This is a genomic window from Cupriavidus sp. 291-E7, from assembly GCF_057798835.1.
On record NZ_JBYOJV010000012.1, the window covers coordinates 115,245 to 141,826 of the forward strand.

Genomic DNA, 26,582 nt, shown 5'->3' on the forward strand with positions numbered 1-26,582 from the left:
ATATAACGGAATGGATGATACCTCACCCTCCCTGGCCATCGAAGGCCGTGTCGCCACGATAACGCTGCGGCGGCCCAAGGTAGCCAACCGGCTGACTCCTGGCGACCTGATTGCACTGCGCGACCACGTATCCGCGGTAAATGCCATGCCCGACGTGCTCGTTCTGCGCTTCGCGGCCGAAGGCAAGTACTTCTGCAGCGGCTACGACATCGGTTCGCTTGCCGGCAAGGCCGAGGAAGGCGCAGCCAACTTCGGCGAGGTGATCGACGCTATCGAGGCCGCGCGCCCGATCACGATTGCGGCCGTCCAGGGCGGTGTCTATGGCGGCGCCACCGACCTGTGCCTGGCGTGCGATTTCCGGGTGGGCGTACCCACCTGCGACATGTTCATGCCCGCCGCCCGGCTGGGCCTGCATTTCTATCGCGGCGGCATGGAACGCTACGTGTCGCGGCTGGGACTGAACGCCGCCAAGCGGCTGTTCCTGACCGCCGACCGCATCGAGGCCGACGAGATGCTGCGCATCGGCTTCCTGACCGAAGTAGTGCCCGCCGATGCGCTGGCCACGCGCGTGGAAGCGCTGAGCGCGCAGCTGGCCGGCATGGCGCCGATTGCGCTGCTCGGCATGAAGCGCCACCTCAACGACATTGCCTGCGGACGGCTCGACGCCGACGCCTTGCGGCACGACATCCATCGCTCGGAAACCTCCGAAGACCTGCGTGAGGGCGCTGCGGCGTGGAAGGAGAAACGGACCCCTGCGTTCCGCGGCAGATAGCCTGCCGCGTCCATTCACTCAAGTGGCGACACAGCTACGGAGGAGACATCATGATGACGACCACCCTGACCCATCGCGCCGCGCTCACAGCGCTGACTGCATTTGGCACCCTGATCGCGGTGCTGCCGATTGCCGCCTCGGCGCAGGCCAGCTATCCCAACAAGCCGATCCGGCTCGTGATCGGATTTCCGGCCGGCGGCGGCGCGGACAACACGGCGCGGCTTTACGGCGATGCGCTGAGCCGCGAGCTTGGGCAGCCCGTGGTCGTCGACAACCGGCCCGGCGCGGGCACCACCATCGCGGCCGAGTACGTGGCCAAGTCCGCGCCCGACGGCTACACGCTCTACATCGCCACGGCCAGCCTGATGGGCGGCGACAAGGTGCTGTACAAGAACATCCGGTACGAGCCGTCCGATTTCGTACCGATCACGAAGCTGTCCGCCGCGCCGTTGATCCTGGCCGTCAACAAGGACAGCGGCATCAGGAACGTGCAGGACCTGATCGCCCAGGCCAAGGCCCATCCGGGTGCCATCAACTATTCGTCGTCGGGCAACGGCGTTATCACGCACCTGGCCGGCGTCTACTTCACCAAGCTGACCGGCGTGCGCATGACGCATGTGCCGTACAAGGGCGGCGCACCGTCCGCGCAGGCCGTGGCGGCCGGCGATGTGCAACTGACCTTCGGCACGGCGCCATCGGTCAAGCCGATGATCGACACCCACAAGGTGGTACCGATCGCCGTTACATCGGCCCAGCGTTCCAACGCCAATCCGCAACTGCCGACCATCGCCGAAAGCGGGGTGAAGGGCTATGACCTGTCCGCCTGGTATGGGCTGTTCGCACCCGCCAGGACGCCGCCCGAAATCATCGACAAGCTGTTCGCCGCCACCGCCAAGGTCATGGCCGACCCCGAGCTCAGGAAGCGCTTCCTGGCCCAGGGCGACGAGGTCTCCGTGTCGACATCGGTAGCCGAATTCCGAGAATTCGCGGCACGCGAAGGCAAGATCGGCGTCGACCTGGCGCAGTCAAGCGGGGCGAAGATCGATTGATGCCGGCCCAAGCAACGCACACACAGGAGTACCGCATGACCACATCTCACGGCCCCTTGCACGGCATCACGGTCGTCGACCTGACGCGCGTGCTGGCCGGCCCCTACTGCACGATGATGCTGGCCGACCTGGGCGCCCGCGTCATCAAGATCGAGAACCCCGGCCGTGGCGACGATTCCCGTCAGGTGGGACCATTTGTCGACGGGGAGTCCGCGTACTTTGCATCGGTGAACCGCAATAAATCGTCGATAGCGCTCGACCTCAAGGACGCCGCCGACCGGGCGGTGCTGGAGCGGATGCTCGAAGGTGCCGACGTGCTCGTGGAGAACTTCCGCGCGGGCGTGATGGACAAGCTCGGCTACACGTGGGAAATGCTGCGCACGCGCTTTCCGCGCCTGGTATATGCGTCGATTTCGGGCTTCGGCCAGACCGGCCCCTACCGTAATCGCCCCGCGTACGACATGGTGGTGCAGGCGATGGGCGGCCTCATGAGCGTGACTGGCGAACCGGGCGGCAACCCGGCGCGCGTCGGCGTGTCGATTGGCGATATCGGCGCCGGCCTGTATGCCACGATCGGCATCCAGGCAGCACTGCTGCGGCGCGCCGCAACCGGATTGGGTGAGCGCGTCGATATCTCGATGCTCGACTGTCAGGTGGCGTTGCTCGAAAATCCCATCGCCCGCTTTTCGGCCACTGGCAACGTGCCGAAGCCGCTCGGTACCCGACACCCTTCGATCACGCCGTTCGACATGTTCGCCACGCAGGACGGCTTCGTGGTCATCGCGGTGGGCAACGACGCCCTCTTCGAGCGGCTTTGCGGCGCACTCGGCCGGCCCGAATGGGTCGACGATCCACGGTTTGCATCGGTACCGGCCCGCAACGAACACCATGCGGATCTGAAGGCCTGCCTGGAAACCCGCTTGCGCGAGGCGCCTACGGCCGAGTGGGAAGCAATACTGGAAGCCGCCGGCGTGCCGCATGGCCCGCTGAACGGCGTGCCGCAGATCATGGACAACGCGCACGTGGCGGCCCGGCACATGCTGCTCGATGTCGGCATCGGCGCGGACAAGTCGCTGCGCGTGGCAGGCAATCCCATCAAGATCGGCGAATCGTGGCACGCCGGCGCGATACGGCCGGCCCCCCGGCTCGATCAGGATCGGGATGCGCTGCTAAGCGAATTTGGCGCTTAGCGCACCGGGGGCGGGGGCGGAAGGTCGGATTTATCCGACGCGCTTGCGCATCTCGACGTGAGGAATCCCCGCCTCCTCGAATTCGTCACCCACCTGCTCAAAGCCCACGCGCGCGTAAAACGGCGCGGCGTGGGTCTGCGCGTTGAGAATCAGCTCGGCATAGCCCAGCTCGGCAGCCTTGGCCATCAGCGCATCCAGCACGCGGGCGCCCATGCCGGTGCCGCGCGCCACCTTCAGCACGGCCATGCGCCCGATATGGCCGTCGGGCAGCAGGCGCCCCGTGGCCACCGGCGTGCCGTCGGCGGCAAAGGCCAGCGCGTGCCAGCTCGGCGCGTCCATATCGTCCCATTCCAGTTCCACCGGTACGCCCTGCTCCTCCACAAAGACGCTGTAGCGGATGGCGCGTGCGCGCTCGCGGGCTTCGTCCCAGGCGCAGACCAGTACGGAATTGGAAGTGACGGACATGATGCGGCGGATATGGAAGTCTGAAAGAGGCGCAATCATACGCCCAGCCAGATCAATCAGACAGCCCGACTTGCGCGATTATCGTACGCCGGGCGCACCATCCTAGGGATTACCCCCCTGCCATCCTTTCGTTAAATTTGTATGATGACCTGACTACCCGATGATGTGATAACGATGTTCCAGAAGATTCCCGCTCGCGCGCTGACTGACAGCGTGGCCGAACAGCTACTCGAAAAGATCGAAGGCGGCGTGTTTCCACGTGGCGCCAAGCTCCCGACCGAAGCCGTGCTGTCGGAGGAGTTCGGCGTGAGCCGCACCGTGATCCGCGAGGCCATTGCGCGGCTGAAGTACGAAGGGCTGGTCGAATCGCGTCAGGGCAGCGGTGTGTTCGTGACCGAGCAGGCCGGCATCCGGCCGCTGCGGATCGACTACACCGATGTCGACACACTCGAAGCCGTGCTCCAGATCGTCGAGCTGCGCCGGTCCATCGAGGCCGAGGTGGCCGCCCAGGCCGCACGGCGCCGCACCGACGCGACGATGGCCAATATCGATGCCGCGCTGGCGCGTATCGATACCGAAGTCGCCCAGGGCGACGATGGCGTGGCCGCCGACGTGGCCTTTCATCGCGCCATCGCGGAAGCCACCGGCAACCCGTACTTTCTCAAGACCCTGGCGTTCCTGAGCCAGTACCTGGAAACCGCCACGCAGGTAACGCGCACCAACGAGGCGCGGCGCGAGGATTTCTCGCGGCAGGTGCGCGAGGAACACCAGGCCATCGTCGCCGCCATTCGGGCCGGCGACCCCGACGCCGCGCGCAATGCGGCACAGAACCACATGTACAACGCGGCGCGCCGGCTCTCCCAGCTCGGCGAGGGCGAGGACGCCGCTGGCGACCTGCCGTCCGGCCCGTCGCATTAAATCCGCATCCAGGAGATTTCCATGTCCAGAAATGTTGGCGTCATCGGCTTGGGCGCGATGGGTTATGGCGTGGCGCAGTCGCTGCTGCGCGCCGGTTTCAAAGTCCATGCTTTCGACCTCCGCGACGAAGTGCTGCGCCGCTTTGCCGAAGCCGGAGGCGTGCCATGCGGCAGCCCGGCCGAGCTGGGCGAGCGCTGCGACGTGGTGCTCACGCTCGTGGTCAACGCCGCGCAGACCGAGTCGGTGTTGTTCGGCGAACAGGGCGCCGTCTCGAAAATGGCTGCCGGCAAGCTCGTGATCGCCAGCGCCACCGTTCCGCCCGGCTTTGCCGAATCGCTTGGCGAACGGCTGGCCGAAAAGGGCCTGCTGATGCTCGACGCCCCGGTTTCGGGCGGCGCCGCACGCGCTGCCAGCGGCGAAATGACGATGATGACGTCGGGCCCGGCGCAAGCCTATGCACTGGCCGAAGACGTGCTGGCCGCCATCGCCGGCAAGGTCTATCGATTGAGCGACGCGCATGGCGCCGGCTCCAAGGTCAAGATCATCAACCAGCTGCTGGCCGGTGTGCATATCGCCGCGGCGGCCGAGGCAATGGCACTGGGCCTGCGTGAAGGCGTGAACCCCGACGCGCTTTACGACGTCATCACGCACAGTGCCGGCAACTCGTGGATGTTTGAAAACCGCGTGCCGCACATCCTGGCTGGCGATTACACGCCGCTGTCCGCCGTCGACATCTTCGTGAAAGACCTGGGCATGGTGCTCGACACCGCGCGCACCAGCAAATTCCCGCTGCCGCTTTCGGCCGCCGCGCATCAGATGTTCATGATGGCGTCCACCGCCGGACACGGCGGCGAAGACGACTCGGCCGTGATCAAGATCTTCCCCGGAATCGAGCTGCCGAACGCCAAGGAGTAAGCAGATGGCCACGAATCAACCCTTGCTTGGCTGCATCGCGGACGATTTCACGGGCGCCACCGATCTGGCGAACACGCTCGTGCGTAACGGCATGCGCACGGTGCAGACGATTGGCGTGCCGAAGTCCGCAGTGGATGCCGACGCCATCGTGGTTGCGCTGAAGTCGCGCACGATTCCGGCTGCCGATGCCGTGGCGCAATCGCTGGCCGCACTGGAATGGCTGTGCGAGCAAGGCTGCCGCCAGTTCGTATTCAAGTACTGCTCGACCTTCGATTCGACGGACCAGGGCAACATCGGCCCGGTGGCCGAGGCCCTGCTGGACGCGCTGGGCAGCGACTTCACCATCGCCTGCCCGGCCTTCCCCGAAAACGGACGCACGATCTTCTGCGGCCACCTGTTCGTGGCCGACGCGCTGCTCAGCGAGTCGGGCATGGAGCACCATCCGCTGACGCCGATGAAGGACGCCAACCTGGTGCGGGTGCTGCAGCGCCAGAGCCAGAGCAAGACCGGACTGCTGCGCTACGACACCGTGGCCAAGGGTGCAGATGCGGTGCGTGCACGCATCGACGCGCTGCGCGCCGAAGGCGTGAAGCTCGCGGTGGCCGACGCGATTTCCGATACCGACCTGTTCGCGCTGGGCGAGGGCTGCGCCTCGCTGCCGCTGATCACGGGAGGCTCCGGCATTGCACTGGGCCTGCCTGAGAATTTCCGCCGCGCGGGGCTGCTGCCTGCGCGCACGGACGCCGCCGAAGTGCCGGCCGTCAACGGGCATGGTGTCGTGCTGGCTGGCAGCGCGTCGCGCGCGACGAACGGACAGGTCGCGCACTGGATTGCGCAGAAGCGCCCCGCCCTTCGCATCGACCCGCTGCGCCTGGCGCGCGGCGAAGCCGTGGTCGACGAAGCGCTGGCCTTCGTGCGAGATCACGACGAACCGGTTCTGGTCTACGCCACCGCGCAACCCGAACAGGTGAAGGCCGTGCAGGCCGAGCTGGGCGTGGCACGTGCCGGCGAACTCGTCGAACATGCGTTGGCTGGCATTGCAGCCGCGCTCAAGGCGAGCGGCACGCGGCGCTTTGTGGTGGCGGGCGGCGAGACGTCGGGCGCCGTGGTGCAGGCGCTGGGCGTGCAGTCGCTGCGCATCGGCAAGCAGATTGCCCCCGGTGTGCCGGCCACGGTCACCCTGGACCAGGCACCGCTGGCATTGGCCCTGAAATCGGGCAACTTCGGCGGCGAGAATTTCTTCGACGAAGCGCTGCAGGCGCTTGGAGCAGCACGATGAGCCAGAACGAAAACGCACTACGCGAAGAGATCTGCCGCGTCGGCGCGAGCCTGTTCCAGCGTGGTTATACGGTCGGTACGGCCGGTAATATCAGCGCCCGTCTTGAAGACGGCTGGCTGATTACACCGACCGACGCCTGCCTGGGCACGCTTGACCCGGCCAAGGTTGCCAAGGTGGCGACGGACGGCACCTGGGTGTCCGGCGACAAGCCGTCGAAAACACTGACGCTGCATCGCTGTGTCTACGACAACAATCCGAACGCGCACGGTGTGGTCCACACCCATTCCACCAACCTTGTGGCGCTCACGCTGGCAGGCGTCTGGCAACCCGATGACGTGTTGCCGCCGATCACCCCCTACTACGTGATGAAGGTCGGCCATATCCCGCTGATTCCGTACCATCGCCCCGGCGATCCGGCCGTGGCCGCGCGCGTGGCGCAGTTGGCCAACGACGTGCGCGGCGTGCTGCTGGCGCGCCTGGGACCGGTGGTGTGGGAAGACAGCGTGTCGCGTGCAGCCTGGGCGCTCGAAGAGCTCGAAGAAACGGCGAAGCTCTGGATGATGCTCAGGGACAAACCCGCGCCGCTCGACGAGAACGCGCTGCTGGAGCTACGCGATACGTTCAAGGCGAAGTGGTAGACCGCAACAATTCCCGAATGCTTGACTCCTCTCTCCCACATGCGGGAGAGAGGCTTCGGAGAGAGGACTAGCGCCTTAACCGGCGACGTCGAACAACAAAGCCCTGCCCTCTCCCCAACCCTCACCCGCCGCGCGGGAGAGGGAGACCACCCTCAGCCGGTTCAAGACCAAGGAGACTTATCCATGACCGCATCCAACCCCGCGGTGGGGACACCTGCCGCCGACGCACGGCTGAATGCCGACCACGCGACCGAAAAAAGCGCCTATCACAAGGTGTTCTGGCGCATCATGCCGTTCCTGATGCTGTGCTACGTGATCGCGTATCTGGACCGCGTCAACGTCGGCTTTGCCAAGCTGCAGATGGCGCAGGACCTGCAGTTCTCGGAAACCGTGTTCGGTCTTGGCGCCGGGCTGTTCTTCATCGGCTACTTCCTGTTCGAAGTGCCAAGCAACCTGCTGATGCACCGCATCGGCGCGCGCATCTGGATTGCGCGGATCATGATCACATGGGGCATCATTTCCGCCGCATTCGTGTTCGTGCAGACACCGACGCAGTTCTACGTCATGCGCTTTCTGCTCGGCCTGGCCGAAGCGGGCTTCTATCCGGGCGTGATCCTGTACCTGACGTACTGGTACCCGTCGCACCGCCGCGCCAAGATGATTGCCCTGTTCATGTCGGGCATTCCGGTAGCGGGCATGTTCGGTAATCCGCTGTCGGGCTGGATCATGGATGCGTTCCACGACACGCACGGCTGGGCCGGCTGGCAGTGGATGTTCTTCATCGAAGCGCTGCCTGCGTTCGCGATCGGCATCGTGACGATTTTCGTGCTGCGCGATGGCATCGACAAAGCGCCCTGGCTCAGCAGCGATGAAAAGCGCGTGCTCAAGCGCAACATCGAAGAAGACGAACGCGCCGCATCGACAGCCGCCACCACGGACGGCCAGCGCAACGTGCATTCGCTGGGCGCCGTGTTCAGCGACCGCCGTGTCTGGTGGATGTGCCTGATCTACTTCTGCTTTGTGACCGGCCAATACGCGCTGACGTTCTGGATGCCGACGCTGGTCAAGGCCAGCGGGGTCACCGGCAACCTCAATATCGGTCTGCTGTCGGCCATCCCGTTCCTCTGCGCCATCGTGGTCATGAACATCCTGGGTCACAGCGCCGATGCGCGCCGCGAACGCCGCTGGCACCTGATCGTGCCGGCACTGATGGGCGCCACGGGCTTTGCGATTGCCGCGTCGTTCACCCACAATACGACCGTGGCCATCGCGGCGCTGTCGCTGGCTGCCGCCGGTGTGCTGACCTGCGCGCCGCTGTTCTGGTCGCTGCCAACCTCGTTCCTGAGCGGGATTGCCGCTGCCTCGGGCATCGCCGTGGTCAACTCGGTGGGTAACCTGGCAGGTTTTGTGTCCCCGTACATGGTGGGCGCGCTCAAGGATCTGACCCAGAGCACGCAGTTGCCGATGTATGTGCTGTCGGCCATCCTGGTAGTGGGTGCGCTGCTGGTGTGGCTGACCCCGGCGAAGCTGGTCAACCGCTGAAATCCATTCTCGTCGCAGTTGTTGTTCAAGGAGAACTGACATGCCGCGCTTTGCCGCGAACCTCTCGATGATGTACACGGAGCACGACTTCCTGGACCGCTTTGCCGCGGCCGCGAAGGACGGATTCCAGGCCGTGGAGTATCTGTTCCCGTACGATCACCCGGCCGCCGAGATCCGCAAGCGGCTTGACGACCACGGCCTGACCCAGGCCCTGTTCAACGCGCCCCCGGGTGACTGGGGTGCTGGCGAGCGCGGCATCGCCGCCCTGCCCGGCCGCGAGACGGAGTTCCGCAACGCGTTTGCCAAGGCACTGGAATACGCCGGCGTGATCGGCAACGACCGCGTGCACGTGATGGCCGGCATCGTGCCGGCCGACGCGGATCGTGCCCGCTGCCGCGCCGTCTACCTCGAAAACCTGGCCTACGCCGCCGCTTCGGCTGCCGCGCACGGCATCACGGTGCTGATCGAGCCGATCAACACGCGCGACATGCCGGGCTACTTCCTGAACCGCCAGGACGACGGCCAGGCCATCTGCCAGCAGGTGGGCGCCGCCAACCTGAAGGTGCAGTTCGACTGCTACCACTGCCAGATCGTGGAAGGCGATATCGCCAAGAAGCTGGAGCGCGATTTTGCCGGCATCGGCCATATCCAGATTGCGGGCGTGCCCGAGCGGCACGAGCCGGACATCGGCGAACTGAACTACCCGTACCTGTTCGACGTGATCGATCGGCTCGGCTACACGGGCTGGATCGGCTGCGAGTACCGGCCGCGCGCCGGCACATCGGCGGGCCTGGACTGGCTCAAGCCCTACCTGAAGCGCTAATCACAGGACTGCTGCAACCATGAACGTACTGATTACCGGCGGCGCCGGTTTCCTGGGCCTGCAACTGGCCCGCTTCCTGCTCAAGCGCGGGACGCTGAACCTGGACGGCAAGGCCGTCACCATCGACAAACTGACGCTGCTGGACGTGGTGGCCCCGCAGATCGACGATGCCCGCGTGCGCGTGGTGACGGGCGACCTGTCCGACCCCGCCGTGCTGGCGCAGGCAATCGACCGCGACACCGGCGCGATCTTCCACCTGGCCGCCGTGGTCAGCGGACAGGCCGAGGCCGATTTCGACCTGGGCATGCGCGTGAACCTGGATGCCTCGCATGCGCTGCTGGAAACCTGCCGCCAGCTCGGCCACGCGCCGCGCGTGGTGTTCACGAGCTCGGTGGCCGTCTATGGCGGCGAGCTGCCGCCGGTGGTGCAGGACGATACCGCGCTGAATCCGCAATCGTCTTACGGCGCGCAGAAAGCCATCGGCGAGCTGCTGTTGTCGGACTACAGCCGCAAGGGTTTTGTCGATGGCCGCGTGCTGCGCCTGCCGACGATCAGCGTGCGCCCGGGCAAGCCCAATGCTGCCGCATCGTCGTTTGCGAGCGGCATCATCCGCGAACCGCTGTCGGGCGTGGCTGCCAATTGCCCGGTTCACCCGGATACCGCGCTGTGGCTGCTGTCGCCGCGCGGCGCGATCCAGGCGCTGGTCAATGGTCTCGAACTCTCCGGCGCGCGCTTTGGCAACCGTCGCGTGGTGAACCTGCCAGGGCTGTCGGTGACGGCGGCCCAGATGGTGGAAGCCCTGCGCCGCGTGGCCGGCGATGCGGTGGCAGACCGCGTGACATGGGAGCGCGAGGAGCGCATCGAGAAGATCGTCGGCACGTGGCCGGCAGCATGGAATCCGTCCCGCGCGCTGGAACTTGGCTTTGTCAGCGACGCGGATTTTGATTCCGTGATCCGCGCTTATGCGGAGGATGCGGGCATCGCGCTTTGACTTTGGTTGTGCGGTTACGCTGTTGAACGGCGCCTGCCCTCTCCCCCGGCCCCTCTCCCGCTATGCGGGAGAGGGGTCGGGGGAGAGGGCAAAGCGCTTTCAAACCCTCATCACGCGCATCAAGCGGCCGGCTTCACCACTTCCCACGCATCGATCGTTTCGCGTACCTGCGCGGGGATCGCCGCCGATTTCTGCGTCTTCGGGTCCGCGCACACGTAGACGATCTCCCCGGTAATCAGGTGTTCGTCGCCGCGATACATCTCCACGCGGAACAGCATGCTGGACCGACCCAGCCGCGCCATGCGGCCGCGGATATCCAGCATGTCGTCGAAGCGCGCCGAGGCATGGTATTCGAGCGTGGACTTGACCACGAAGATGTCCACGCCATGCGCGTGCAGCACGTCTTCGGGATAGCGGATGCCTACCGCTCTCCAGTACTCGGTCACGCAGATATCGCAGTACGTCAGGTAGTGCGCGTTGAAGACGATCGACTGCGGATCGACTTCGGCCCAGCGTACGCGCAGCGGCATGCTGTGGCGGAATTCCTCTTTTGCCATCCGGTTCCCCAATAAAAAAACGGGGCGCTTCCGAAGGAACGCCCCGCTCGTTCAACGCGCTTACTGCGGCTTGTTCAGCCCCAGCTTCTCGATGATCGCGCGCTCGCGCTTGACCGTGTCCGCCGCAAAGGCCGCGTACTGGCTGCTGCCCATGTAGTACGGCTCCATGTCGAACTTGGCCAGCGATTCGCGGTAGTTCGGCATTTCCATCGCCTGCTTGAACGCGTCATGCAGCTTCTTGACGATTGCGGGATCGGTGCCCTTGGGCGCCACCAGGCCAAACGGCGAGGTCTGCACGATGCCCATGCCAAGCTCCTTCAGCGTCGGCACGTTCGGGAAGCGCGCCGAGCGCTTGTCGCCCCACGTGGACAGCAGACGCAGCTTGCCCGATTCCACATACTGGGCCCACGCCGGCGTATCGGCCACCGACATCACGTGGCCGCCCAGCAGAGCCTGCATCGATTCCGAATTGCCCTTGTACGGAATGTGCGAGAACTGCACGCCCTGGCGCATGGCCAGATCTTCCATCGTCAGGTGCAGCGTGGTCATCGACCCCGGCGATCCGTAGGTCAGCTTGCCCGGATTGGCCTTGGCGTAGGCGATGTAGTCCTGCATCGTCTTGATCGGGGAATCGGCCGGCACCACCAGGCCGAACGAATACCCGGCCAGGTTGATGATGTAGCTCAGGTCCTTGACCGGGTCCCAGTTGATCTTGGTGGTGTACGGCAGGCGGTACACGGGCATGGCCACCTGGGCCAGCGTATAGCCGTCCGGTGGGGTGGACTGCATCAGCTGGGCGGGCAGCACGCCGCCGGCACCAGGCTTGTTTTCGACGATCACGGGCTGGCCCAGGATCTTCGAGGCATTCTCCGCGAGCACGCGGAACGGAATGTCGGTGGAACCGCCGGCCGTGTAGCCGATGATCAGGCGAATCGGGCGGTTCGGAAATTTGTCCGCCTGGGCGTGGACCGGCATGGCGGCCAGTCCGAAAGCGGCCGAAGCGGCGAGCAGGCCCACCTGGGCCATAAAGTGGCGGCGTTGCATGAGTGTTGTCTCCTTCTGCTGCAAAAATGCACTGTTGCGACTTCGATAAACCGTGAAACAGTTGCAGGCCCGCCCCGGTTGTTATGGGAGAGGTCAGGCCGAAAATCCTGTGCTACGTCTGGAAGGCTCCCCGCAGGGCAGCGACGGCATCGGCATGCGCGCCAGCCACCGCCTGGATAAAGCGTCCCATCTTGAAGAAATCGTGAATCATCGTCGGGTAGTCGGCCAGCGTCGCCGTGACACCCGATGCCTGCAGCTTGCCGGCATAGGCCACGCCCTCGTCGTGCATTGGGTCATAGCCGGCGACGGCGATCCAGGCCGGGCAAACGCCACGGACATCGGCCCCCTGCCCGCCACCGTCGAGCGGCGCAAAGCGCCAGTCGTCGCGGCTCGATGCTTCGTCCAGATACTGCGAAAAGAACCAGTCGATCATCCCGGCCGTCAGCAGATAACCATCGGCCAGCGCGCGGTGCGATGGCGTGTCCTGGCGGGCACTGGTGCCTGGATAGATCAGCATCTGCAGAACCGGCGCCAGGGCCGCATTGCGCGCTTCAATCGCACAGGCCGCCGCCAGCGTGCCGCCGGCGCTATCGCCGCCGAGCGCAATGCGAGCCGGGTCCGCGCCCAGACGGGCCGCCTCGTCGAAAACCCAATGCAGCACGTCGAATGCATCGTCGGCCGCGGTGGGAAACTTCCACTCGGGGCCAAGCCGGTAGTCGACCGAAAGCACCAGGCAATCGGCGCCGTTGCAGAACACGCGGCACAGCGAATCGTGCGAATTGATGCTGCCGACCGTGAATCCGCCACCGTGGAAGTAGACCAGCAGCGGCAATGGGTCAGCCCAACTGGCGGCGCGCGGCGCATAAAGCCGCACCGGAATACCGAAACCATCACGCGCCGCGACCGTGAAATCCTCGACGCCGTGCACCGTCGCCGGCGACAGATCCAGAATCGGCGCACTTTTTTCGTAGCCGATCTTGGCGTCCGCCGGCTCCATCGTGTGGATGGCCGGACGTTTGGCCCGCGCAATCAGCTCCAGCAGCTGCGCGACCTGCGGGTCGAGCGGCTGTACGGGCAAGCCATGAACGGACTGAGAAGGCTGGGCGGACATATGGACGATCGAAACCGGACAACCGGTCATGTTAGACCGATACCGGACGGGGGCACACCAGGTTCAGTGATGCAAATTGTGAACGGTCGTTCGATTTCCGAATCATGCCAGCAATTGCAACGGCCAGCAGTACAAAATAACCCTCAACATCGCCCCTGCTACACCTTTTGCGCGATCACCGGCCATGCTGCCAACAGCACGTTTGCAGCCTATGCTGGAGGGGATGCCGCACGTCGAATGACACCTGCGGCACCGGCAGCCCCTTCAAATCAGGAGACACCATGACTGGCGAACACTTTCAGGTTGTGCACGGGGATATCACGCGGATGGAAGTCGATGCAATCGTTAATGCCGCCAACAGCGGGCTGCTGGGCGGTGGCGGTGTGGATGGCGCCATTCACGGCGCGGGCGGACCGGCCATCATGACGGCGTGCCGGGCCATCCGCGACGCGCAAGGCGGCTGCCCGACCGGCGAAGCGGTCATCACCACGGGCGGCCTGCTGCCGGCTCCGTACGTCATCCATGCCGTGGGTCCCGTCTGGCACGGCGGCGCAAAGAACGAGGACGCACTACTGGCCAGCGCCTATCGCAACAGCATCCGCCTCGCGGCCGATCACAACCTGCGCACCCTGGCATTCCCCAATATCAGCACGGGCGTGTACGGATTTCCGCGCGAACGGGCCGTCGATATCGCCATCGCAGCCGTACGCGAGGCGCTGGCCAAGGCGCCTTCGATCGAACAGGTGACGTTCGTCTGCTTTGACGACGAAAACTTCAAGCTCTATCGAGCACGCCTGCACTAGGACCGGACGGGCATCACGGCAGCGCGCTGCGGATCAGCATGTTGATCCGCTCGGGCTGCTCGTGGATGATCCAGTGCGTACCCTCGGGAATCCGCTCCAGCCGAAGGTCGGGCACGAATTCTTCCAGCCCGTTGACCAGCGACTTCGGCAACGCGCGGTCATTCTCGCCCCAGATCACCAGCGTAGGCACACGGATCACGAACATGGCCGGATCGAGCCGCGAGATATCGGGCGCGGTCTCGCCAGTGGCCGGCGGATGCATCGGCGTGGCGCGGTAATAATTGACGCCGCCGGTCAGCGGATGCGAGCCTTCGTCGCCCGGCTCCGACCATGCCGCGTGGTACTTCGCCCGCGTTTCGCCGTTGAACCACGCCGGGAGGCTGCCCGCCTCGCCGGTCAGCATCTTCTCCAGCAGCGCGAAGTCGTTCGCGGCCAGCGCCTGTTCGGCGCCGGGCTTGCGCAGCCAGTTCATATAGGCCGATGCCTGCTGCTGGGCGGGGTCCGCCGACAGCGCTCGCGCGAACAGGTACGGATGCGGAGAGTTGATGATGACAAAGCGCTCGATCAGGTCGGGAAACTGCGCGGCCAGATTCCAGCAGACCGCCCCGCCCCAATCGTGCGCCACGATCACGCAACGGTCATAGCCAAGCACCCGGATGAACTGCACGAGGTCTTCGACGAGCAGCTTGGGCTTGTAGGCCTCCGCCCCGGCGGGCTTGCTCGACAGATTGAAGCCGCGCAGATCGGGCGCCACCGCAAAATGGGTCTGGCCGAATTCAGCAAGCTGGCGCTCCCACGCGAACCAGAACTCCGGAAAACCGTGCACGAACAGAATCAGCGGTTTGCCCGGTTCTCCCGCACTGCCGTAATGCAGCCGCGTGCCGTTGGGCAGGTTGGCGAACTGCAGGTGGTGAATCACGGCGGGTGCGGTCATCATGGTCTCCATCTCTGCCATCACAGTCTCCCGGTCGACGATGCAAGAAAGTGGCCAGGTCAGCCGCGCAACGCGGCAACCAGGCTGGCCCGAACTTCGGGCTTGTCGCCAAACGGATCGCCAGGATTGCGCTGGTTGACGATGTCCTCCATGCGGTGCCGCACCGTGGCCAGCGCCTGCGGGTGGGAATAAATATAGAAGTTTTCGTCACGAATAGCGTCGAACGTCAGCTGTGCCACATCGGCCGCCGTGACCTTGCCCGAATTGACTGCCTTGTCGGACAACGCCTGCGACACCATCTGCGAGCGCGTCGGCGGCGCTTCGTTGGTCAGCCCGGCCGGGCGGTTGCGGTGCGACTGGCTGATGCCGGTCGGCACGAAGTACGGGCACAGCACCGAGCAGCGCACCTGTTCGGTGACCAGACTCAGATCCTGGTAAAGCGTCTCGGTCAGCGATACCACTGCGTGCTTGGAAACGTTGTAGACGCCCATCGCCGGCGGATTCAGCAGGCCGGCCATCGATGCCGTATTGACGATATGGCCCTGGAACGTCGGATCTTTCTTGGCAGATTCCAGCATCAGCGGCGTGAAAATGCGCACGCCGTGAATCACGCCATACAGGTTGACGCCCAGCACCCACTCCCAGTCTTTCTCGGTGTTTTCCCAGAGCAGGCCACCGGCGCCCACGCCGGCGTTGTTGAAGACGAGATTGACTTCGCCGAAAGCGGTCATCGCCGCATCGGCCAGTGCTTGAACCTCCTCGGCTTTCGATACATCCGCACGCAATCCGATGACCTGGGCGCCCTGCCCCTTGAATTCGGCCACCGCCGTGTCGAGCGCGTCTTCCTGGACATCGGCCAGCACGAGCTTCATGCCCAGCTGGGCACCAATCCGCGCGAATTCCTTGCCGAATCCCGATGCGCCACCGGTAATGACGGCCACCTTGCCTTCGAACTGCTTCATGGTTGTCTCCTCCGTTTTCGGATCTTGTCTGTGTGTCTCACGCTCCCGCATGCGGGAGCGCGGATAACGTTCGGCAGTTCAGCCCGCTGCCTGCACGTGATAGTTCTGACGCGGAAAGTGCACGTTGACCGCCCCTGCGCGCATGTCCTGCCGGCGAATGGTCACCACATGCTCAGTCAGTGTCAGCAGCACGCCGGCAACAGGATCTTTCGCGTAGTCGGTAGGCGTCACGGTTACCGCGTCGCCAGCCGCAAAGCCGGCACCGGGCAAGATCGTCGGGTCATGCTGGACCGGATCGTGATCGTAGGCATCGGCAATCGCCGATTCCGAAGGAATCACCCGGAGCTTGCCGTGCCCGTAGGCCTGCATGCGCGCAAACCACGTCTTGACCAGCGGATAGCCGTCCAGCAGCGCGGCCAAGGCCGGTGCGCGACGGATAAACCAGATGCAATGGAACAACGAGAAATCGGCAATCGACAGTTCCGGGCCAGCCACATGCTGCACGCCGGTCGAGAACTGCTCCTGCAGTTGCGCGAACGTTTCATGCAGCATGGCCGCGGCTTCGGGCAGCGGCATGCGCAGCGCGTTCGTATCGCCACGCATGGCCTTGCGGTCGGCCATGAAGGCCTGGATCTGGCCCGGCGACAGATGCGCCAACATCGACTGCACGCCCGCCGGCTGCATGGCATAGGTGACCGTGGCCGTGAACAGCGCACTGTCGATCCACGCGGCCATGATGCGCGACTGCGCTGCCTGGGCGGCCGGATACAACGGCGGATTCGGCACCATCTTGTCCAGCACCGCGCAGATCAGCGCCGTATCGCAATAGATATCCGCGCCGATCTGCATGACCGGGGTACGGCGGTAGCCGCCAGTCAGCGCGGTGACGTCGGGCTTGGGCATGATCGGCGGAATTTCCACCGCGCACCAGGACAAGCCCTTGGCGCCCAGCACTAGCCGAACTTTCTCCGAGAACGGCGACGTTGCATATTGATGAAGGATGATGTCTGGCATCTTGGCCTTTCAAAAAGGGATTTTTGGTTTTCGACCCCTTCTTAATCGAGCAGATCCGGCTGTTCTTTAACAATTCGTGCGTATAACGGCTGGAACTGGAACCAGCCGGCCTGGGCCGTTCCCACAATCGAATAGGCCTGGCGGGCCGCCGCGTCGCCAATCAGCTTGGGCGCCTGGCCGGTACGGGCGGCCGCCGATTCGGCCAGGATCTGCACCTGGCACGACCGTTCCATCGTGATGAACCACCACGCGGCCTCGTCCACGGTCTTGCCTACCGTCAGCAGCCCATGATTCTGGAGGATCGCTGCCTTGTTCTGACCCAGTGCGTTGGCAATGCGCTGGCCTTCGTCGAGTTCCACCACCACGCCGCCAAAGTCGTCATACAGCGCATGATCGTTGTAGAACGCGCAGACATCCTGCGTCAGCGGGTCGAGCTTGCGGCCCAGCGTGGACCATGCGCGGCCATAGGTGCTGTGCGAGTGCGCGGCCGCCACGGCATCTTCGCGCGTCTGGTGCACGCGCGAATGAATCGCGAAGGCGGCGGCGTTGACCGGATAGTCACCCTCCACGACGTTGCCGTGGTGGTCGCAGCGAATCAGGTTCGAGGCCTTGACCTGGCTGAAGTGGACACCGAACGGATTGACCCAGAACGTGTCCGTAAATTCGGGATCGCGGGCGGTGATATGGCCGGCCACGCCTTCATCAAAACCGAACTTCGAGAACAGCCGGAACGCCGCAGCCAGCCGCTGCTTGCGATGAAGCCGCTCCTGTGCCGGCGTATCGAACTTCGGCGGACGCGGCAGGTTGCGGTAGCGGGCCTTGACCTCCTCGGACAGGCCCGCCGCGATGTCATCCTTGTCAGCGGCGGTTTGCGGGGCGTTCATTGGCTGTCTCCTGTTTTTTTGTGGGGATGGATTACCGGTCAGGCCATCTTCACGAGCTGCTTGCCGAAGTTCTTGCCCTTCAGCAGGCCAATGAAGGCTTCCGGCGCGCTGGCCAGGCCCTCGGCAATGCTCTCGCGGAACTTGAGCTTGCGCTGTGCCACATAGCCGCCCAGTTCCTTGAGCGCCTGCGGCCAGACGTCCATGTGCTCGGAAACGATGAAGCCCTCGATCTTGCAGCGCGACACCAGGATGGCGCGCGGGTTGCGGATCGGCATGTCCTGGCCGTCGTAACCGGCGATCAGGCCGCAGACGGCGATGCGCGCGAACGGGTTCAGGCGGGACAGCACCACATCGAGGATATCGCCACCGACGTTTTCGAAGTAGCCATCGATGCCCTTCGGCGTCACGGCCTTGACCATCGCGTACAGTTCCTTGGCATCCTTGGCGGCCTTGTAGTCCACGCAGGCATCAAAGCCCAGTTCGTTGGTCACGTAGTCGCACTTGTCCTTGCCACCGGCCACGCCCACCACGTAGCAGCCAGCCAGCTTGGCGAGCTGGCCAACCACGCTGCCGACCGCGCCCGAGGCGGCGCTGACGACGATCGTCTCCCCCGCCTTCGGGCCGATGATCTTGTTCAGGCCATACCATGCCGTCACGCCCGGCATGCCAACCGAGCCAAGATAGGCCGACAGCGGGATATGCGTGGTGTCGACCTTCTGCATGCCGCTACCGTCCGTCACGCCAATTTCCTGCCAGCCAAACATGCCGACGACCTTGTCGCCGACGTTCCATTTCGGGTTCTTGCTGGCGATGACTTCGCCCACGGTGCCGCCGATCATCACTTCGCCCAGAGGCTGGGGATCGGCGTACGACTTGCTTTCGCTCATGCGGCCGCGCATGTACGGGTCCAGCGACAGGTAATGGTTGCGCACCATCACCTGGCCGTCCGCCAGATCGGGCACCGCTACCTCTTCCAGCCGGAAGTTATCGGGCGTGACGGCTGCCGTGGGGCGCGAGGCCAGGACGATGCGCTTGTAGGTTTGCTTCGACATATTCGGTTCCTTCGCTTGTTTTGCGTGGTGAAAGGAGAACGGCTGGCGCGACGGGATCAACCGTCGGCGCCCGAATCCGCCGCGCCGGTATCCCGCTTGGGCGGCATGCGCTTGATGTACTTGAATGTGCCGGATGCCTTCGACACGATCTTGCCGTCGGCGTCGACGATTTCGCCTTCGCAGAACACCATCGTCGACGTGCGATGCACGGTCTGGCCGCGCGCGGTCAGCTTGCCGCGCCCCGGGGCCATGAAACTGGTCTTCATTTCGATGGTGACCACGCCGCGGCCTTCGGCATCGGACGATCGGCCGGCGATGGCCATCGCCACGTCGAGCAGCGTCATGATGACGCCGCCGTGCGCCATGTCCCAACTGTTCTGGTGACGCTGCTGGAGATCGAGCTCGATCTCGCTGCGGCCGCCTTCCATGTAGTTGCACAGCACGCCGAGGTCGGCGAGAAACGGTATCGTGAGTTGGCGTTGGGTCATGTTGGGGGCAATAGGAAAAACCTTCGGCCTGGATTATGCGCCTGGTCCGGTCCGCTCCCTTCCGTCTCCGCGGGTAACGGGAGCAAACCTGGCGCGACTTACACCGACCTAAGCCGACTTAAACCGCGCTGACACCCCCGTCCACCGCCAGCACCTGGCCGGTGATGTGCTTGCCGGCATCCGACGCGAACAACAGCGCGGCGCCCTTCAGATCCTCGTCGTCGCCCAGACGGTGCAACGGCACGCCCTCGCACATCTTGTCCACGCCAAGGCGGTCGAGCGAACCCTTGGTCATCTTCGACGGGAAGAAACCCGGGGCCAGCGCGTTGACGGTAATGTTGTGTTCGCCCCATTCGCCAGCCAGCGTACGCGTGAAGTTGATCACCGCACCCTTCGACGTGTTGTAGGCAATCGTTTCCATCGATCCCGGCGGATTGCCGCCCAGGCCGGCGATCGAGGCCACGTTAATGATGCGACCATAGCGGCGCGGGATCATCGACAACTTGCCGATCTTCTGCGACAGCAGAAACAGCCCACGGATATTGAGGTTCATCACCTTGTCCCAGGCTTCGATGGGATGATCCTCGGCCGGCGCGCCCCACGTGGCACCCGCGTTGTTGACCAGGATGTCGACATGGCCGAGCTTGGCAAGCGCTTCGTCGGCCAGTCGGGCAATCTCGTCATCGCGCGAGCCGTCGGCGGCAATCCAGTCGGCGTCGATGCCGCGCGCCTTCAGGTGGGCCTGCGCCGACTGCAGTTCGTCGGCCTTGCGTGCCGACAGCACGATTCGCGCGCCCTGCTCGCCCAGTGCCTCGGCAATCTGCAGACCCAGCCCACGCGAGCCGCCCGTAATCAGTGCCGTGCGGCCCTTGAGGTCGAACAATTGCTGGATGGTTTTCATGTTTGTCTCCGTTTCTTTATTCTGCATTTCCGCATCCCGCCAAGAACGAAGCAAAGCGCTTCTGGCCTGGCTCGTTCATGGCGGGTCGCGGATTAGAACCAGGCGTCCTGCATATCCAGCGTCGTACGGTCCAGCGACGCAAGCAGGTCGAGCTGCGGATACACCTTCGGCAACTCGAATCGGAAGAAGTACGCCGCCGCCGCGAGCTTGCCGCGATAGAAATCGGCATCCTCACCCGCCGCGCCGGCCAGCGCGGCTTGCGCCACCAGCGCCTGCTCCAGCCAGATCCACGAGACGACGACATGGCCGAACGCTTCGAGATAGATCGATGCATTGGCCAGCGTCACGTTCGGATCGCCCGCCGACCACAGCTTGCGCGTGACTTCAGCCAGTCGGGCGACTGCGGCGCCCAGCGCACCGGCCTGCTCCGCCAGCGCCTTGTCGCCGTTGGCGGCAGCTCGCTCGCACGTGGCCTGCACGCGCTTGCCGAGCAGCTGGAAGGCGGCGCCGTCCTGCATCACGACCTTGCGGCCCAGCAGGTCCAGCCCCTGGATGCCGTGCGTGCCTTCGTGGATCGGGTTCAGGCGGTTGTCGCGGTAGAACTGCTCCACGTTGTACTCGCGCGTGTAGCCGTAGCCGCCATGTACCTGAATGGCCAGATTGTTGGCTTCCAGGCACCATTGCGATGGCCAGCTCTTGGCGATCGGCGTGAGGATGTCGAGCAGTAGCGACAGCTCGCGCTGATTTTCCGTCTCGCCAGCACTCTTGGCGGCGTGTTCGTCGTCGACCAGCCGGGCGCAGTACAGATTCAGCGCCAGACCGCCTTCGACATAGCTCTTCTGCGCCAGCAGCATGCGGCGCACATCGGCATGTTCCACCAGCTTGACCTGCGGGCTGGCCGGGTCCTTGCCCTGCGGCCCGACCGGGCGCCCCTGCGGACGATTGCGCGCGTAGTCGAGCGCGTGCAGGTATCCCGTGTAACCGAGCGCCACGGCGCCCAGTCCCACGCCAATACGCGCTTCGTTCATCATGTGGAACATGCAGGCCAGGCCCTTGTGCGGCTCGCCAACCAGATAGCCGATGGCGCCAGCCTTGCCGCGCGGCTTGTGCTTCATGCCTTCGCCGAAATTCAGCAGGCAGTTGGTGGTGCCGCGATAGCCCATCTTGTGATTCAGGCCAGCCAGCACCACGTCGTTGTGCTCGCCACGCGAACCGTCGTCGTTCACCAGGTACTTCGGAACGATAAACAGCGAGATACCCTTGACGCCCGGAATCAGTTTTCCATCGGGCCCCGGAATCTTGGCGAGCACCAGGTGGACGATGTTCTCCGACAGCTCGTGCTCGCCGGCCGAAATCCACATCTTGTTGCCGCGCAACCGGTATTGCTGGCCCAGTGGCGATTCGCCCTCGTAGTCGGCGCGCGTGGTGATGTCGGACAGCGACGATCCGGCCTGCGGCTCCGACAGGCACATCGTGCCGAAGAATCGCCCCTCCAGTTCGGGACGTACGAAGGTGTCGATCTGCGCCGGCGTGCCGTGCGTCATCAGCAGGTTCGAATTGCCGATCGTCAGGAACGGATAGGAACTCGTCCCGACGTTGGCGGCCTTGAAATAGGCGAATGCGGCTTTTTCGAGCGTGACCGGCAACTGCATGCCGCCGTACTCGTAGTCCTGCCCGGCGGCCATCAGGCCGGCTTCGCAGAACGCCTTGAGCGCGGCCTTGACCTCCGGGATGATCGTGACAGTCTCGCCATCGAAATGCGGCTCGTTGGCATCGCTCTTCTTGTTGTGCGGTGCGAACAGGTCCGTGGCGATTTTTTCGCAGGTATCGAGCGCGGCGTCGAAGGTTTCGCGCGAGTGGTCTGCAAAACGGGGAATCTGCGTCAGCGTCTCGGCCTTGAGCCATTCGTACAGGACGAAGTTGAGATCACGACGGGAAAGAATCAGCGACATGGAATACGAGGCTCCGGGCTGAAACGAAGGGCACGCGTGGCCTTCGATATGCGATGGAAAGCTCCCCTCTCGCGCGAACGGGAGAGGGGGTTGGTGGAGAGGGAATGCAACGCCAGCCGCAACATAGCAACCTGACGCGCCGCCCTCTCCGCCGCCCCTATCCCGTTACATGGGAGAGGGGAAACAACATGCGCCCAAGACGCCTTACAGCACCTCGAACAGGCCGGCGGCACCCTGGCCGCCGCCGATGCACATCGTCACGACGACGTACTTCACGCCACGGCGCTTGCCTTCGATCAGCGCATGGCCGACCAGGCGGGCACCGGACACGCCGTACGGGTGACCCACGGCGATGGCACCACCGTTGACGTTCAGGCGATCCATCGGGATGCCGAGCTTGTCGGCGCAGTACAGCACCTGTACCGCGAACGCCTCGTTCAGCTCCCACAGGCCGATATCCTCGACCTTCAGGCCCGTCTTCTTCAACAGCTTCGGCACCGCGAACACCGGGCCGATACCCATTTCATCGGGCTCGCAGCCGGCCACGGCAAAGCCACGGAACACGCCCAGCGGCTGCAGGCCCTTGGCGGCCGCCACGCGGGCATTCATCACCACGGCTGCCGATGCGCCGTCCGAGAACTGCGACGCATTGCCGGCCGTAATCACGCCGCCCGGCATGGCGGTGCGAATCTTCGACACGCCTTCCAGCGTCGTGTCGGCGCGGATGCCTTCGTCGGCATCGATCGTGACTTCCTTGGTCATCAGCTGACCCGTGGCCTTGTCAGCCACGCCAGCGAGCACCGTGATCGGCACGATCTCGTCCTTGAACTTGCCGGCTTCCAGCGCGGCGGCGGCACGCAACTGGCTCTGCACGCCGTATTCGTCCTGGCGCTCCTTCGAGATGTTGTAGCGCTTGGCCACGTTCTCGGCGGTTTGCAGCATGCTCCAGTAGATTTCCGGCTTGTTCTTGTTCAGCCAGCTTTCCTGGATCATGTGGCGGTTCATTTCCTGCTGCACGCAGGAGATGGATTCCACGCCGCCGGCCACGAAGATGTCGCCTTCGTCGGCGATCACGCGCTGCGCGGCCATTGCGATGGTCTGCAGGCCCGACGAGCAGAAGCGGTTCACGGTGGCGCCGGGCACGGTTACCGGACAGCCGGCACGCAGGGCGATCTGGCGCGCGATATTGGCACCGGTGGCGCCTTCGGGGTTGGCACAGCCCATCAGCACGTCTTCCACTTCACCGGCCTCGATCTTGGCGCGGGCAATGGCGTGCTGGACGGCGTGACCACCCAGCGTGGCGCCGTGGGTCATGTTGAAAGCGCCCTTCCAGCTCTTGGCCAGCCCGGTGCGGGCCGTGGATACGATGACTGCCTCGTTCATGTGTTGCTCCTCGGTATCTTGGTGTCTCTGCAAATTTGCGAGAAATATTCGGTATGTCGACGTGAAGCGTCAGGATTCAGGAAGCCAGGGGTTGTGGTCCACGCCACCGGCCAGCAACGCCGCGGACGTCGTGCGCTGGACGCCGGCCGCAGCCAGGTCCTGCCACGCAAGCGCCAGCGAGCCGTCCAGGTCGATCGCCCGGCAGGCGTCTTCCACGACCACCGCCTCGAAGCCCGCCGCGCGCGCATCGAGCGCGCTCCAGGCCACGCAGTAGTCCGTCGCCAGCCCGACGCAGACCACGCGCCGAACGCCCTGCTCGCGCAGGTAGCCGCCCAGCCCGGTCTTCGTCGTGCGATCGGCTTCCAGGAAGGCGCTGTAGCTGTCCACCCCGGCATGGTGACCCTTGCGGATCAGCAGCCGCGCATGCGGGACATGCAGGTCCGCATGCAGCGCGGCGCCCGGCGTGTCCTGCACACAATGGTCGGGCCACAGCACCTGCTCGCCGTACGGCAGCGTGGTGGTCTGGAACGGCGCGCGGCCGGCATGGCTCGTGGCAAATGACGCATGACCGGCGGGATGCCAGTCCTGCGTCAGCACCACGTGCTCGAATGCCGCCGCCAACCGGTTGATCACGGGCACGACTTCGTCGCCCTGCGGCACGGCAAGCGCGCCACCGGGCATGAAGTCGTTCTGCACGTCGATCACCAGCAGGCAGTCCTGCGCGCCGTAGGCCATGATTCCCTATCCTGTCGATTCAGGTCGTCGTGTCTCAGCCGTTGAAGCCCTTGCCCTCGTCGGCCAGCTTCTGCAGCAGCGGGGCCACGGCCCAGGCTTCGCCGTGATAACCCTTGGCGTAGCGCTTCATCGCCTGTGCCACGTTGAACAGGCCAACCTGGTCTGCGTACAGCATCGGGCCGCCGCGGAACAGCGGGAAGCCGTAGCCGGTCAGGTAGACCATGTCGATGTCCGAGGCTTTCGAGGCAATACCCTCTTGCAGGATCTTCGCGCCTTCATTGACGAGTGCGAACACCAGGCGCTCGACGATCTCCTCGTCGGAAATCTTGCGGCGCGTGATGCCGAGCTCCTTCGAGTGCTCGACGATCATGTCGTTGACCTGCTGGTTCGGGTACGGCTTGCGGTCGCCCGCCTTGTAGTCGTACCAGCCGGCGCCGGTCTTCTGGCCAAAGCGGCCCAGTTCGCACAGCTTGTCGGCGGTCTTGGAGTACTGGATGTCCGGCTTGTCCACGGCGCGGCGCTTGCGGATGGCCCAGCCGATGTCGTTACCGGCCAGATCGCCCATGCGGAACGGACCCATCGCAAAGCCAAACTTCTCGATGGCGCGATCCACCTGTTCGGGCAGCGCGCCTTCATCCAGCAGGTAACCGGCCTGGCGGCTGTACTGCTCGATCATGCGGTTGCCGATGAAGCCATCGCAGACGCCCGACACGACGGCCGTCTTCTTGATCTTCTTGCCGATCTGCATGACGGTGGCCAGCACATCCTTGGCGGTCTTTTCGCCGCGCACCACTTCCAGCAGCTTCATCACGTTGGCCGGGCTGAAGAAGTGCATGCCGACCACGTCCTGCGGACGCTTGGTGAACGAGGCAATCTTGTTCACGTCGAGCGTGGACGTGTTGGAGGCCAGGATCGCGCCGTCCTTCATCACTTCGTCCAGCTTCTTGAACACGATTTCCTTGACGCCCATTTCCTCGAACACGGCCTCGATGACCATGTCCGCGTTCTTGATATCGTCATAGGACAGCGTGGTGGTCAGCAGCCCCATGCGCTGCTCGACCTTTTCCTGCGTGAGCTTGCCCTTCTTGGCGCTGTTCTCGTAGTTCTTGCGAATCGTGGCCACGCCGCGATCCAGCGCTTCCTGCTTCGTTTCCAGCATCGTGACGGGGATGCCGGCGTTCAGGAAGTTCATCGTGATGCCGCCGCCCATCGTGCCGGCGCCGATCACGGCAACTTTTTCGATCTTGCGGATCGGGGTATCGCTGGATACATCGGGAATCTTGCTGGCGGCACGCTCGCCAAAGAATGCATGACGCAGCGCGCGCGATTCCGGGGTACCCACCAGGTACATGAAGCCTTCGCGCTCTTCCTTGAGGCCCTGTTCGAACGGCTTCAGCGACGCTGCCACGGCTTCCACGCACTTCGACGGTGCCGGGAAGTTCTTGGCCACGGCGGCCACGGTGTTCTTGGCGAAAGCCAGGAAACCTTCGGCATTTTCATGGCGCACCTTCAGGTCGCGCACCTTCGGGTACGGTCCGGGTGCCGCGCTCACGTTCTGCGCGAACTTGACGGCGGCGGGCAGGACGTCGCCATCGACGATCTCATCGAACAGCTTCGAACCGGCGAACTTTTCGGAGGGAATGGCCGTGCCGGTCACGATCATGTTCAGCGCATGCTCCAGGCCGATCAGGCGCGGCAGGCGCTGCGTGCCACCGGCGCCGGGCAGCAGGCCCAGCTTCACTTCGGGCAGTGCAATCTGCGCGCCCTTGGCAGCCACGCGGTAGTTACAGCCCAGGGCCAGTTCCAGACCGCCGCCCATCGCGACGGAGTGGATGGCGGCCACGACCGGCTTGGTCGACGCTTCCAGCGCGCGGATCACCGAATGCAGCGTCGGCTCCTGCGTGGCCTTTGGGGTGTTGAATTCACGGATGTCGGCGCCGCCCGAGAACGCCTTGCCGGCACCGGTAATGACGACGGCCTTGACGGCGGCATCGTCCAGCGCACGGGTCAAACCCTCGACGATGCCAAGGCGGGTGCTGTGACCGAGCCCGTTGACGGGGGGATTGTCGAGCGTGATAACGGCTACGCCGTCCTGTACCTGATACTGCGCTGTCATACGCGTTCCTTTGGTAGCTGTGAGCCCTTCGTTCTTTCTAGGGGCTCATGGGTTGTCTCGGGAT

The 26,582-nt window shown here is 64.5% G+C and carries 26 protein-coding genes; 11 read left to right on the plus strand and 15 right to left on the minus strand.

Annotated elements, in window-relative coordinates; all coding sequences use genetic code 11:
- Positions 1 to 10: 10 nt before the first annotated feature.
- From AC3FLX_RS21315 to AC3FLX_RS21325, 3 genes are read left to right on the plus strand one after another with little or no spacing between them, the layout of a single operon-like run.
- On the plus strand, positions 11 to 772 hold the full coding sequence (locus tag AC3FLX_RS21315) for an enoyl-CoA hydratase/isomerase family protein (protein WP_488699307.1): 762 nt from the start codon (positions 11 to 13) through the stop codon (positions 770 to 772).
- Positions 773 to 825: 53 nt separating this feature from the next.
- Positions 826 to 1,821, plus strand: coding sequence for a tripartite tricarboxylate transporter substrate binding protein (locus tag AC3FLX_RS21320; RefSeq protein WP_488699387.1), 996 nt, complete (start codon positions 826 to 828; stop codon positions 1,819 to 1,821).
- Positions 1,822 to 1,856: 35 nt separating this feature from the next.
- Positions 1,857 to 3,011 carry a CaiB/BaiF CoA transferase family protein gene (locus tag AC3FLX_RS21325; protein ID WP_488699308.1) on the plus strand — a complete coding sequence of 385 codons (1,155 nt, stop codon included), beginning with the start codon at positions 1,857 to 1,859 and terminating at the stop codon, positions 3,009 to 3,011.
- Positions 3,012 to 3,041: 30 nt separating this feature from the next.
- Here the strand turns inward: AC3FLX_RS21325 and AC3FLX_RS21330 are convergent, their stop codons facing one another.
- On the minus strand, positions 3,042 to 3,476 hold the full coding sequence (locus tag AC3FLX_RS21330) for a GNAT family N-acetyltransferase (protein WP_488699309.1): 435 nt from the start codon (positions 3,474 to 3,476) through the stop codon (positions 3,042 to 3,044).
- Positions 3,477 to 3,650: 174 nt separating this feature from the next.
- Here AC3FLX_RS21330 and AC3FLX_RS21335 point away from each other — a divergent pair, with 174 nt between their 5' ends.
- The 7 genes from AC3FLX_RS21335 to denD all read left to right on the plus strand — a co-directional run bounded on the left by AC3FLX_RS21335 (position 3,651) and on the right by denD (position 10,582).
- Positions 3,651 to 4,394: a FadR/GntR family transcriptional regulator gene (locus AC3FLX_RS21335; protein ID WP_488699310.1), complete on the plus strand. Its 744-nt coding sequence runs from the start codon at positions 3,651 to 3,653 to the stop codon at positions 4,392 to 4,394.
- Between the two features lie 21 nt (positions 4,395 to 4,415).
- A complete protein-coding gene (gene ltnD / locus AC3FLX_RS21340) occupies positions 4,416 to 5,309 on the plus strand; it encodes an L-threonate dehydrogenase (protein ID WP_488699311.1) in 894 nt (297 codons plus the stop codon).
- A gap of 4 nt (positions 5,310 to 5,313) precedes the next feature.
- A complete protein-coding gene (gene otnK / locus AC3FLX_RS21345) occupies positions 5,314 to 6,588 on the plus strand; it encodes a 3-oxo-tetronate kinase (protein ID WP_488699312.1) in 1,275 nt (424 codons plus the stop codon).
- Complete coding sequence (otnC, locus tag AC3FLX_RS21350; protein WP_488699313.1) at positions 6,585 to 7,226, plus strand: 3-oxo-tetronate 4-phosphate decarboxylase; 642 nt, start codon at positions 6,585 to 6,587, stop codon at positions 7,224 to 7,226. Before otnK ends, otnC begins: the two co-directional genes overlap by 4 nt.
- A gap of 183 nt (positions 7,227 to 7,409) precedes the next feature.
- A complete protein-coding gene (locus tag AC3FLX_RS21355) occupies positions 7,410 to 8,768 on the plus strand; it encodes an MFS transporter (protein ID WP_488699314.1) in 1,359 nt (452 codons plus the stop codon).
- A 40-nt stretch (positions 8,769 to 8,808) separates the two neighbouring features.
- Positions 8,809 to 9,591 carry a 2-oxo-tetronate isomerase gene (gene otnI / locus AC3FLX_RS21360; RefSeq protein ID WP_488699315.1) on the plus strand — a complete coding sequence of 261 codons (783 nt, stop codon included), beginning with the start codon at positions 8,809 to 8,811 and terminating at the stop codon, positions 9,589 to 9,591.
- Positions 9,592 to 9,610: 19 nt separating this feature from the next.
- Complete coding sequence (gene denD, locus AC3FLX_RS21365; protein WP_488699316.1) at positions 9,611 to 10,582, plus strand: D-erythronate dehydrogenase; 972 nt, start codon at positions 9,611 to 9,613, stop codon at positions 10,580 to 10,582.
- Between the two features lie 119 nt (positions 10,583 to 10,701).
- On the opposite strand, the gene AC3FLX_RS21370 is transcribed toward denD, so the two are convergent.
- The 3 genes from AC3FLX_RS21370 to AC3FLX_RS21380 all read right to left on the minus strand — a co-directional run bounded on the left by AC3FLX_RS21370 (position 10,702) and on the right by AC3FLX_RS21380 (position 13,294).
- Positions 10,702 to 11,139 (minus strand): YbgC/FadM family acyl-CoA thioesterase, encoded by a 438-nt coding sequence (locus AC3FLX_RS21370; protein WP_488699317.1) that lies wholly within the window; start codon positions 11,137 to 11,139, stop codon positions 10,702 to 10,704.
- Between the two features lie 60 nt (positions 11,140 to 11,199).
- On the minus strand, positions 11,200 to 12,183 hold the full coding sequence (locus AC3FLX_RS21375) for a tripartite tricarboxylate transporter substrate binding protein (protein ID WP_488699318.1): 984 nt from the start codon (positions 12,181 to 12,183) through the stop codon (positions 11,200 to 11,202).
- Between the two features lie 112 nt (positions 12,184 to 12,295).
- Positions 12,296 to 13,294 carry an alpha/beta hydrolase gene (locus tag AC3FLX_RS21380; RefSeq protein WP_488699319.1) on the minus strand — a complete coding sequence of 333 codons (999 nt, stop codon included), beginning with the start codon at positions 13,292 to 13,294 and terminating at the stop codon, positions 12,296 to 12,298.
- A 281-nt stretch (positions 13,295 to 13,575) separates the two neighbouring features.
- On the opposite strand from AC3FLX_RS21380, the gene AC3FLX_RS21385 reads away from it, so the two are divergent.
- A complete protein-coding gene (locus AC3FLX_RS21385; protein ID WP_488699320.1) occupies positions 13,576 to 14,097 on the plus strand; it encodes an O-acetyl-ADP-ribose deacetylase in 522 nt (173 codons plus the stop codon).
- Positions 14,098 to 14,110: 13 nt separating this feature from the next.
- On the opposite strand, the gene AC3FLX_RS21390 is transcribed toward AC3FLX_RS21385, so the two are convergent.
- From AC3FLX_RS21390 to AC3FLX_RS21440, 11 genes are all read right to left on the minus strand, one after another.
- Positions 14,111 to 15,043 (minus strand): alpha/beta fold hydrolase, encoded by a 933-nt coding sequence (locus AC3FLX_RS21390; RefSeq protein WP_488699388.1) that lies wholly within the window; start codon positions 15,041 to 15,043, stop codon positions 14,111 to 14,113.
- Between the two features lie 47 nt (positions 15,044 to 15,090).
- Positions 15,091 to 15,993, minus strand: coding sequence for an SDR family oxidoreductase (locus tag AC3FLX_RS21395; RefSeq protein ID WP_488699321.1), 903 nt, complete (start codon positions 15,991 to 15,993; stop codon positions 15,091 to 15,093).
- Positions 15,994 to 16,071: 78 nt separating this feature from the next.
- Positions 16,072 to 17,007, minus strand: a complete 936-nt coding sequence (locus AC3FLX_RS21400; protein WP_488699322.1) for a glutathione S-transferase family protein — start codon at positions 17,005 to 17,007, stop codon at positions 16,072 to 16,074.
- Between the two features lie 41 nt (positions 17,008 to 17,048).
- Positions 17,049 to 17,891 (minus strand): class II aldolase/adducin family protein, encoded by an 843-nt coding sequence (locus AC3FLX_RS21405; RefSeq protein ID WP_488699323.1) that lies wholly within the window; start codon positions 17,889 to 17,891, stop codon positions 17,049 to 17,051.
- Between the two features lie 38 nt (positions 17,892 to 17,929).
- Entirely contained in the window at positions 17,930 to 18,943 is a 1,014-nt protein-coding gene (locus AC3FLX_RS21410; protein WP_488699324.1) for an NADP-dependent oxidoreductase, read from the minus strand.
- A 56-nt stretch (positions 18,944 to 18,999) separates the two neighbouring features.
- Entirely contained in the window at positions 19,000 to 19,431 is a 432-nt protein-coding gene (locus AC3FLX_RS21415) for a PaaI family thioesterase (protein WP_488699325.1), read from the minus strand.
- 118 nt (positions 19,432 to 19,549) lie between these two features.
- The gene (locus AC3FLX_RS21420) at positions 19,550 to 20,332 is read right to left on the minus strand and encodes an SDR family oxidoreductase (RefSeq protein WP_488699326.1); all 783 of its coding nucleotides are present in this window, start codon (positions 20,330 to 20,332) and stop codon (positions 19,550 to 19,552) included.
- 92 nt (positions 20,333 to 20,424) lie between these two features.
- Positions 20,425 to 22,284 (minus strand): acyl-CoA dehydrogenase, encoded by a 1,860-nt coding sequence (locus tag AC3FLX_RS21425; protein ID WP_488699327.1) that lies wholly within the window; start codon positions 22,282 to 22,284, stop codon positions 20,425 to 20,427.
- A gap of 204 nt (positions 22,285 to 22,488) precedes the next feature.
- The gene (locus AC3FLX_RS21430; RefSeq protein WP_488699328.1) at positions 22,489 to 23,667 is read right to left on the minus strand and encodes an acetyl-CoA C-acyltransferase; all 1,179 of its coding nucleotides are present in this window, start codon (positions 23,665 to 23,667) and stop codon (positions 22,489 to 22,491) included.
- Between the two features lie 69 nt (positions 23,668 to 23,736).
- The gene (pncA, locus tag AC3FLX_RS21435; protein ID WP_488699329.1) at positions 23,737 to 24,402 is read right to left on the minus strand and encodes a bifunctional nicotinamidase/pyrazinamidase; all 666 of its coding nucleotides are present in this window, start codon (positions 24,400 to 24,402) and stop codon (positions 23,737 to 23,739) included.
- 34 nt (positions 24,403 to 24,436) lie between these two features.
- Positions 24,437 to 26,518 carry a 3-hydroxyacyl-CoA dehydrogenase NAD-binding domain-containing protein gene (locus tag AC3FLX_RS21440; RefSeq protein ID WP_488699330.1) on the minus strand — a complete coding sequence of 694 codons (2,082 nt, stop codon included), beginning with the start codon at positions 26,516 to 26,518 and terminating at the stop codon, positions 24,437 to 24,439.
- Positions 26,519 to 26,582: the final 64 nt, after the last annotated feature.

Excerpts from the sequence above, each read along its gene's own strand:
- AC3FLX_RS21355 (WP_488699314.1), top strand. The coding sequence starts at position 7,410 with ATGACCGCATCCAACCCCGCGGTGGGGACACCTGCCGCCGACGCACGG.
- AC3FLX_RS21370 (WP_488699317.1), bottom strand. The coding sequence starts at position 11,139 with ATGGCAAAAGAGGAATTCCGCCACAGCATGCCGCTGCGCGTACGCTGG.
- otnC (WP_488699313.1), top strand. The coding sequence starts at position 6,585 with ATGAGCCAGAACGAAAACGCACTACGCGAAGAGATCTGCCGCGTCGGC.
- ltnD (WP_488699311.1), top strand. The coding sequence starts at position 4,416 with ATGTCCAGAAATGTTGGCGTCATCGGCTTGGGCGCGATGGGTTATGGC.
- AC3FLX_RS21320 (WP_488699387.1), top strand. The coding sequence starts at position 826 with ATGACGACCACCCTGACCCATCGCGCCGCGCTCACAGCGCTGACTGCA.
- AC3FLX_RS21335 (WP_488699310.1), top strand. The coding sequence starts at position 3,651 with ATGTTCCAGAAGATTCCCGCTCGCGCGCTGACTGACAGCGTGGCCGAA.
- AC3FLX_RS21430 (WP_488699328.1), bottom strand. The coding sequence starts at position 23,667 with ATGAACGAGGCAGTCATCGTATCCACGGCCCGCACCGGGCTGGCCAAG.
- AC3FLX_RS21330 (WP_488699309.1), bottom strand. The coding sequence starts at position 3,476 with ATGTCCGTCACTTCCAATTCCGTACTGGTCTGCGCCTGGGACGAAGCC.
- AC3FLX_RS21440 (WP_488699330.1), bottom strand. The coding sequence starts at position 26,518 with ATGACAGCGCAGTATCAGGTACAGGACGGCGTAGCCGTTATCACGCTC.
- AC3FLX_RS21380 (WP_488699319.1), bottom strand. The coding sequence starts at position 13,294 with ATGTCCGCCCAGCCTTCTCAGTCCGTTCATGGCTTGCCCGTACAGCCG.
- AC3FLX_RS21390 (WP_488699388.1), bottom strand. The coding sequence starts at position 15,043 with ATGGAGACCATGATGACCGCACCCGCCGTGATTCACCACCTGCAGTTC.
- otnK (WP_488699312.1), top strand. The coding sequence starts at position 5,314 with ATGGCCACGAATCAACCCTTGCTTGGCTGCATCGCGGACGATTTCACG.
- otnI (WP_488699315.1), top strand. The coding sequence starts at position 8,809 with ATGCCGCGCTTTGCCGCGAACCTCTCGATGATGTACACGGAGCACGAC.
- AC3FLX_RS21385 (WP_488699320.1), top strand. The coding sequence starts at position 13,576 with ATGACTGGCGAACACTTTCAGGTTGTGCACGGGGATATCACGCGGATG.
- AC3FLX_RS21375 (WP_488699318.1), bottom strand. The coding sequence starts at position 12,183 with ATGCAACGCCGCCACTTTATGGCCCAGGTGGGCCTGCTCGCCGCTTCG.
- AC3FLX_RS21420 (WP_488699326.1), bottom strand. The coding sequence starts at position 20,332 with ATGAAAACCATCCAGCAATTGTTCGACCTCAAGGGCCGCACGGCACTG.
- denD (WP_488699316.1), top strand. The coding sequence starts at position 9,611 with ATGAACGTACTGATTACCGGCGGCGCCGGTTTCCTGGGCCTGCAACTG.
- AC3FLX_RS21395 (WP_488699321.1), bottom strand. The coding sequence starts at position 15,993 with ATGAAGCAGTTCGAAGGCAAGGTGGCCGTCATTACCGGTGGCGCATCG.
- pncA (WP_488699329.1), bottom strand. The coding sequence starts at position 24,402 with ATGGCCTACGGCGCGCAGGACTGCCTGCTGGTGATCGACGTGCAGAAC.
- AC3FLX_RS21425 (WP_488699327.1), bottom strand. The coding sequence starts at position 22,284 with ATGTCGCTGATTCTTTCCCGTCGTGATCTCAACTTCGTCCTGTACGAA.
- AC3FLX_RS21400 (WP_488699322.1), bottom strand. The coding sequence starts at position 17,007 with ATGCCAGACATCATCCTTCATCAATATGCAACGTCGCCGTTCTCGGAG.
- AC3FLX_RS21315 (WP_488699307.1), top strand. The coding sequence starts at position 11 with ATGGATGATACCTCACCCTCCCTGGCCATCGAAGGCCGTGTCGCCACG.
- AC3FLX_RS21410 (WP_488699324.1), bottom strand. The coding sequence starts at position 18,943 with ATGTCGAAGCAAACCTACAAGCGCATCGTCCTGGCCTCGCGCCCCACG.
- AC3FLX_RS21405 (WP_488699323.1), bottom strand. The coding sequence starts at position 17,891 with ATGAACGCCCCGCAAACCGCCGCTGACAAGGATGACATCGCGGCGGGC.
- AC3FLX_RS21415 (WP_488699325.1), bottom strand. The coding sequence starts at position 19,431 with ATGACCCAACGCCAACTCACGATACCGTTTCTCGCCGACCTCGGCGTG.
- AC3FLX_RS21325 (WP_488699308.1), top strand. The coding sequence starts at position 1,857 with ATGACCACATCTCACGGCCCCTTGCACGGCATCACGGTCGTCGACCTG.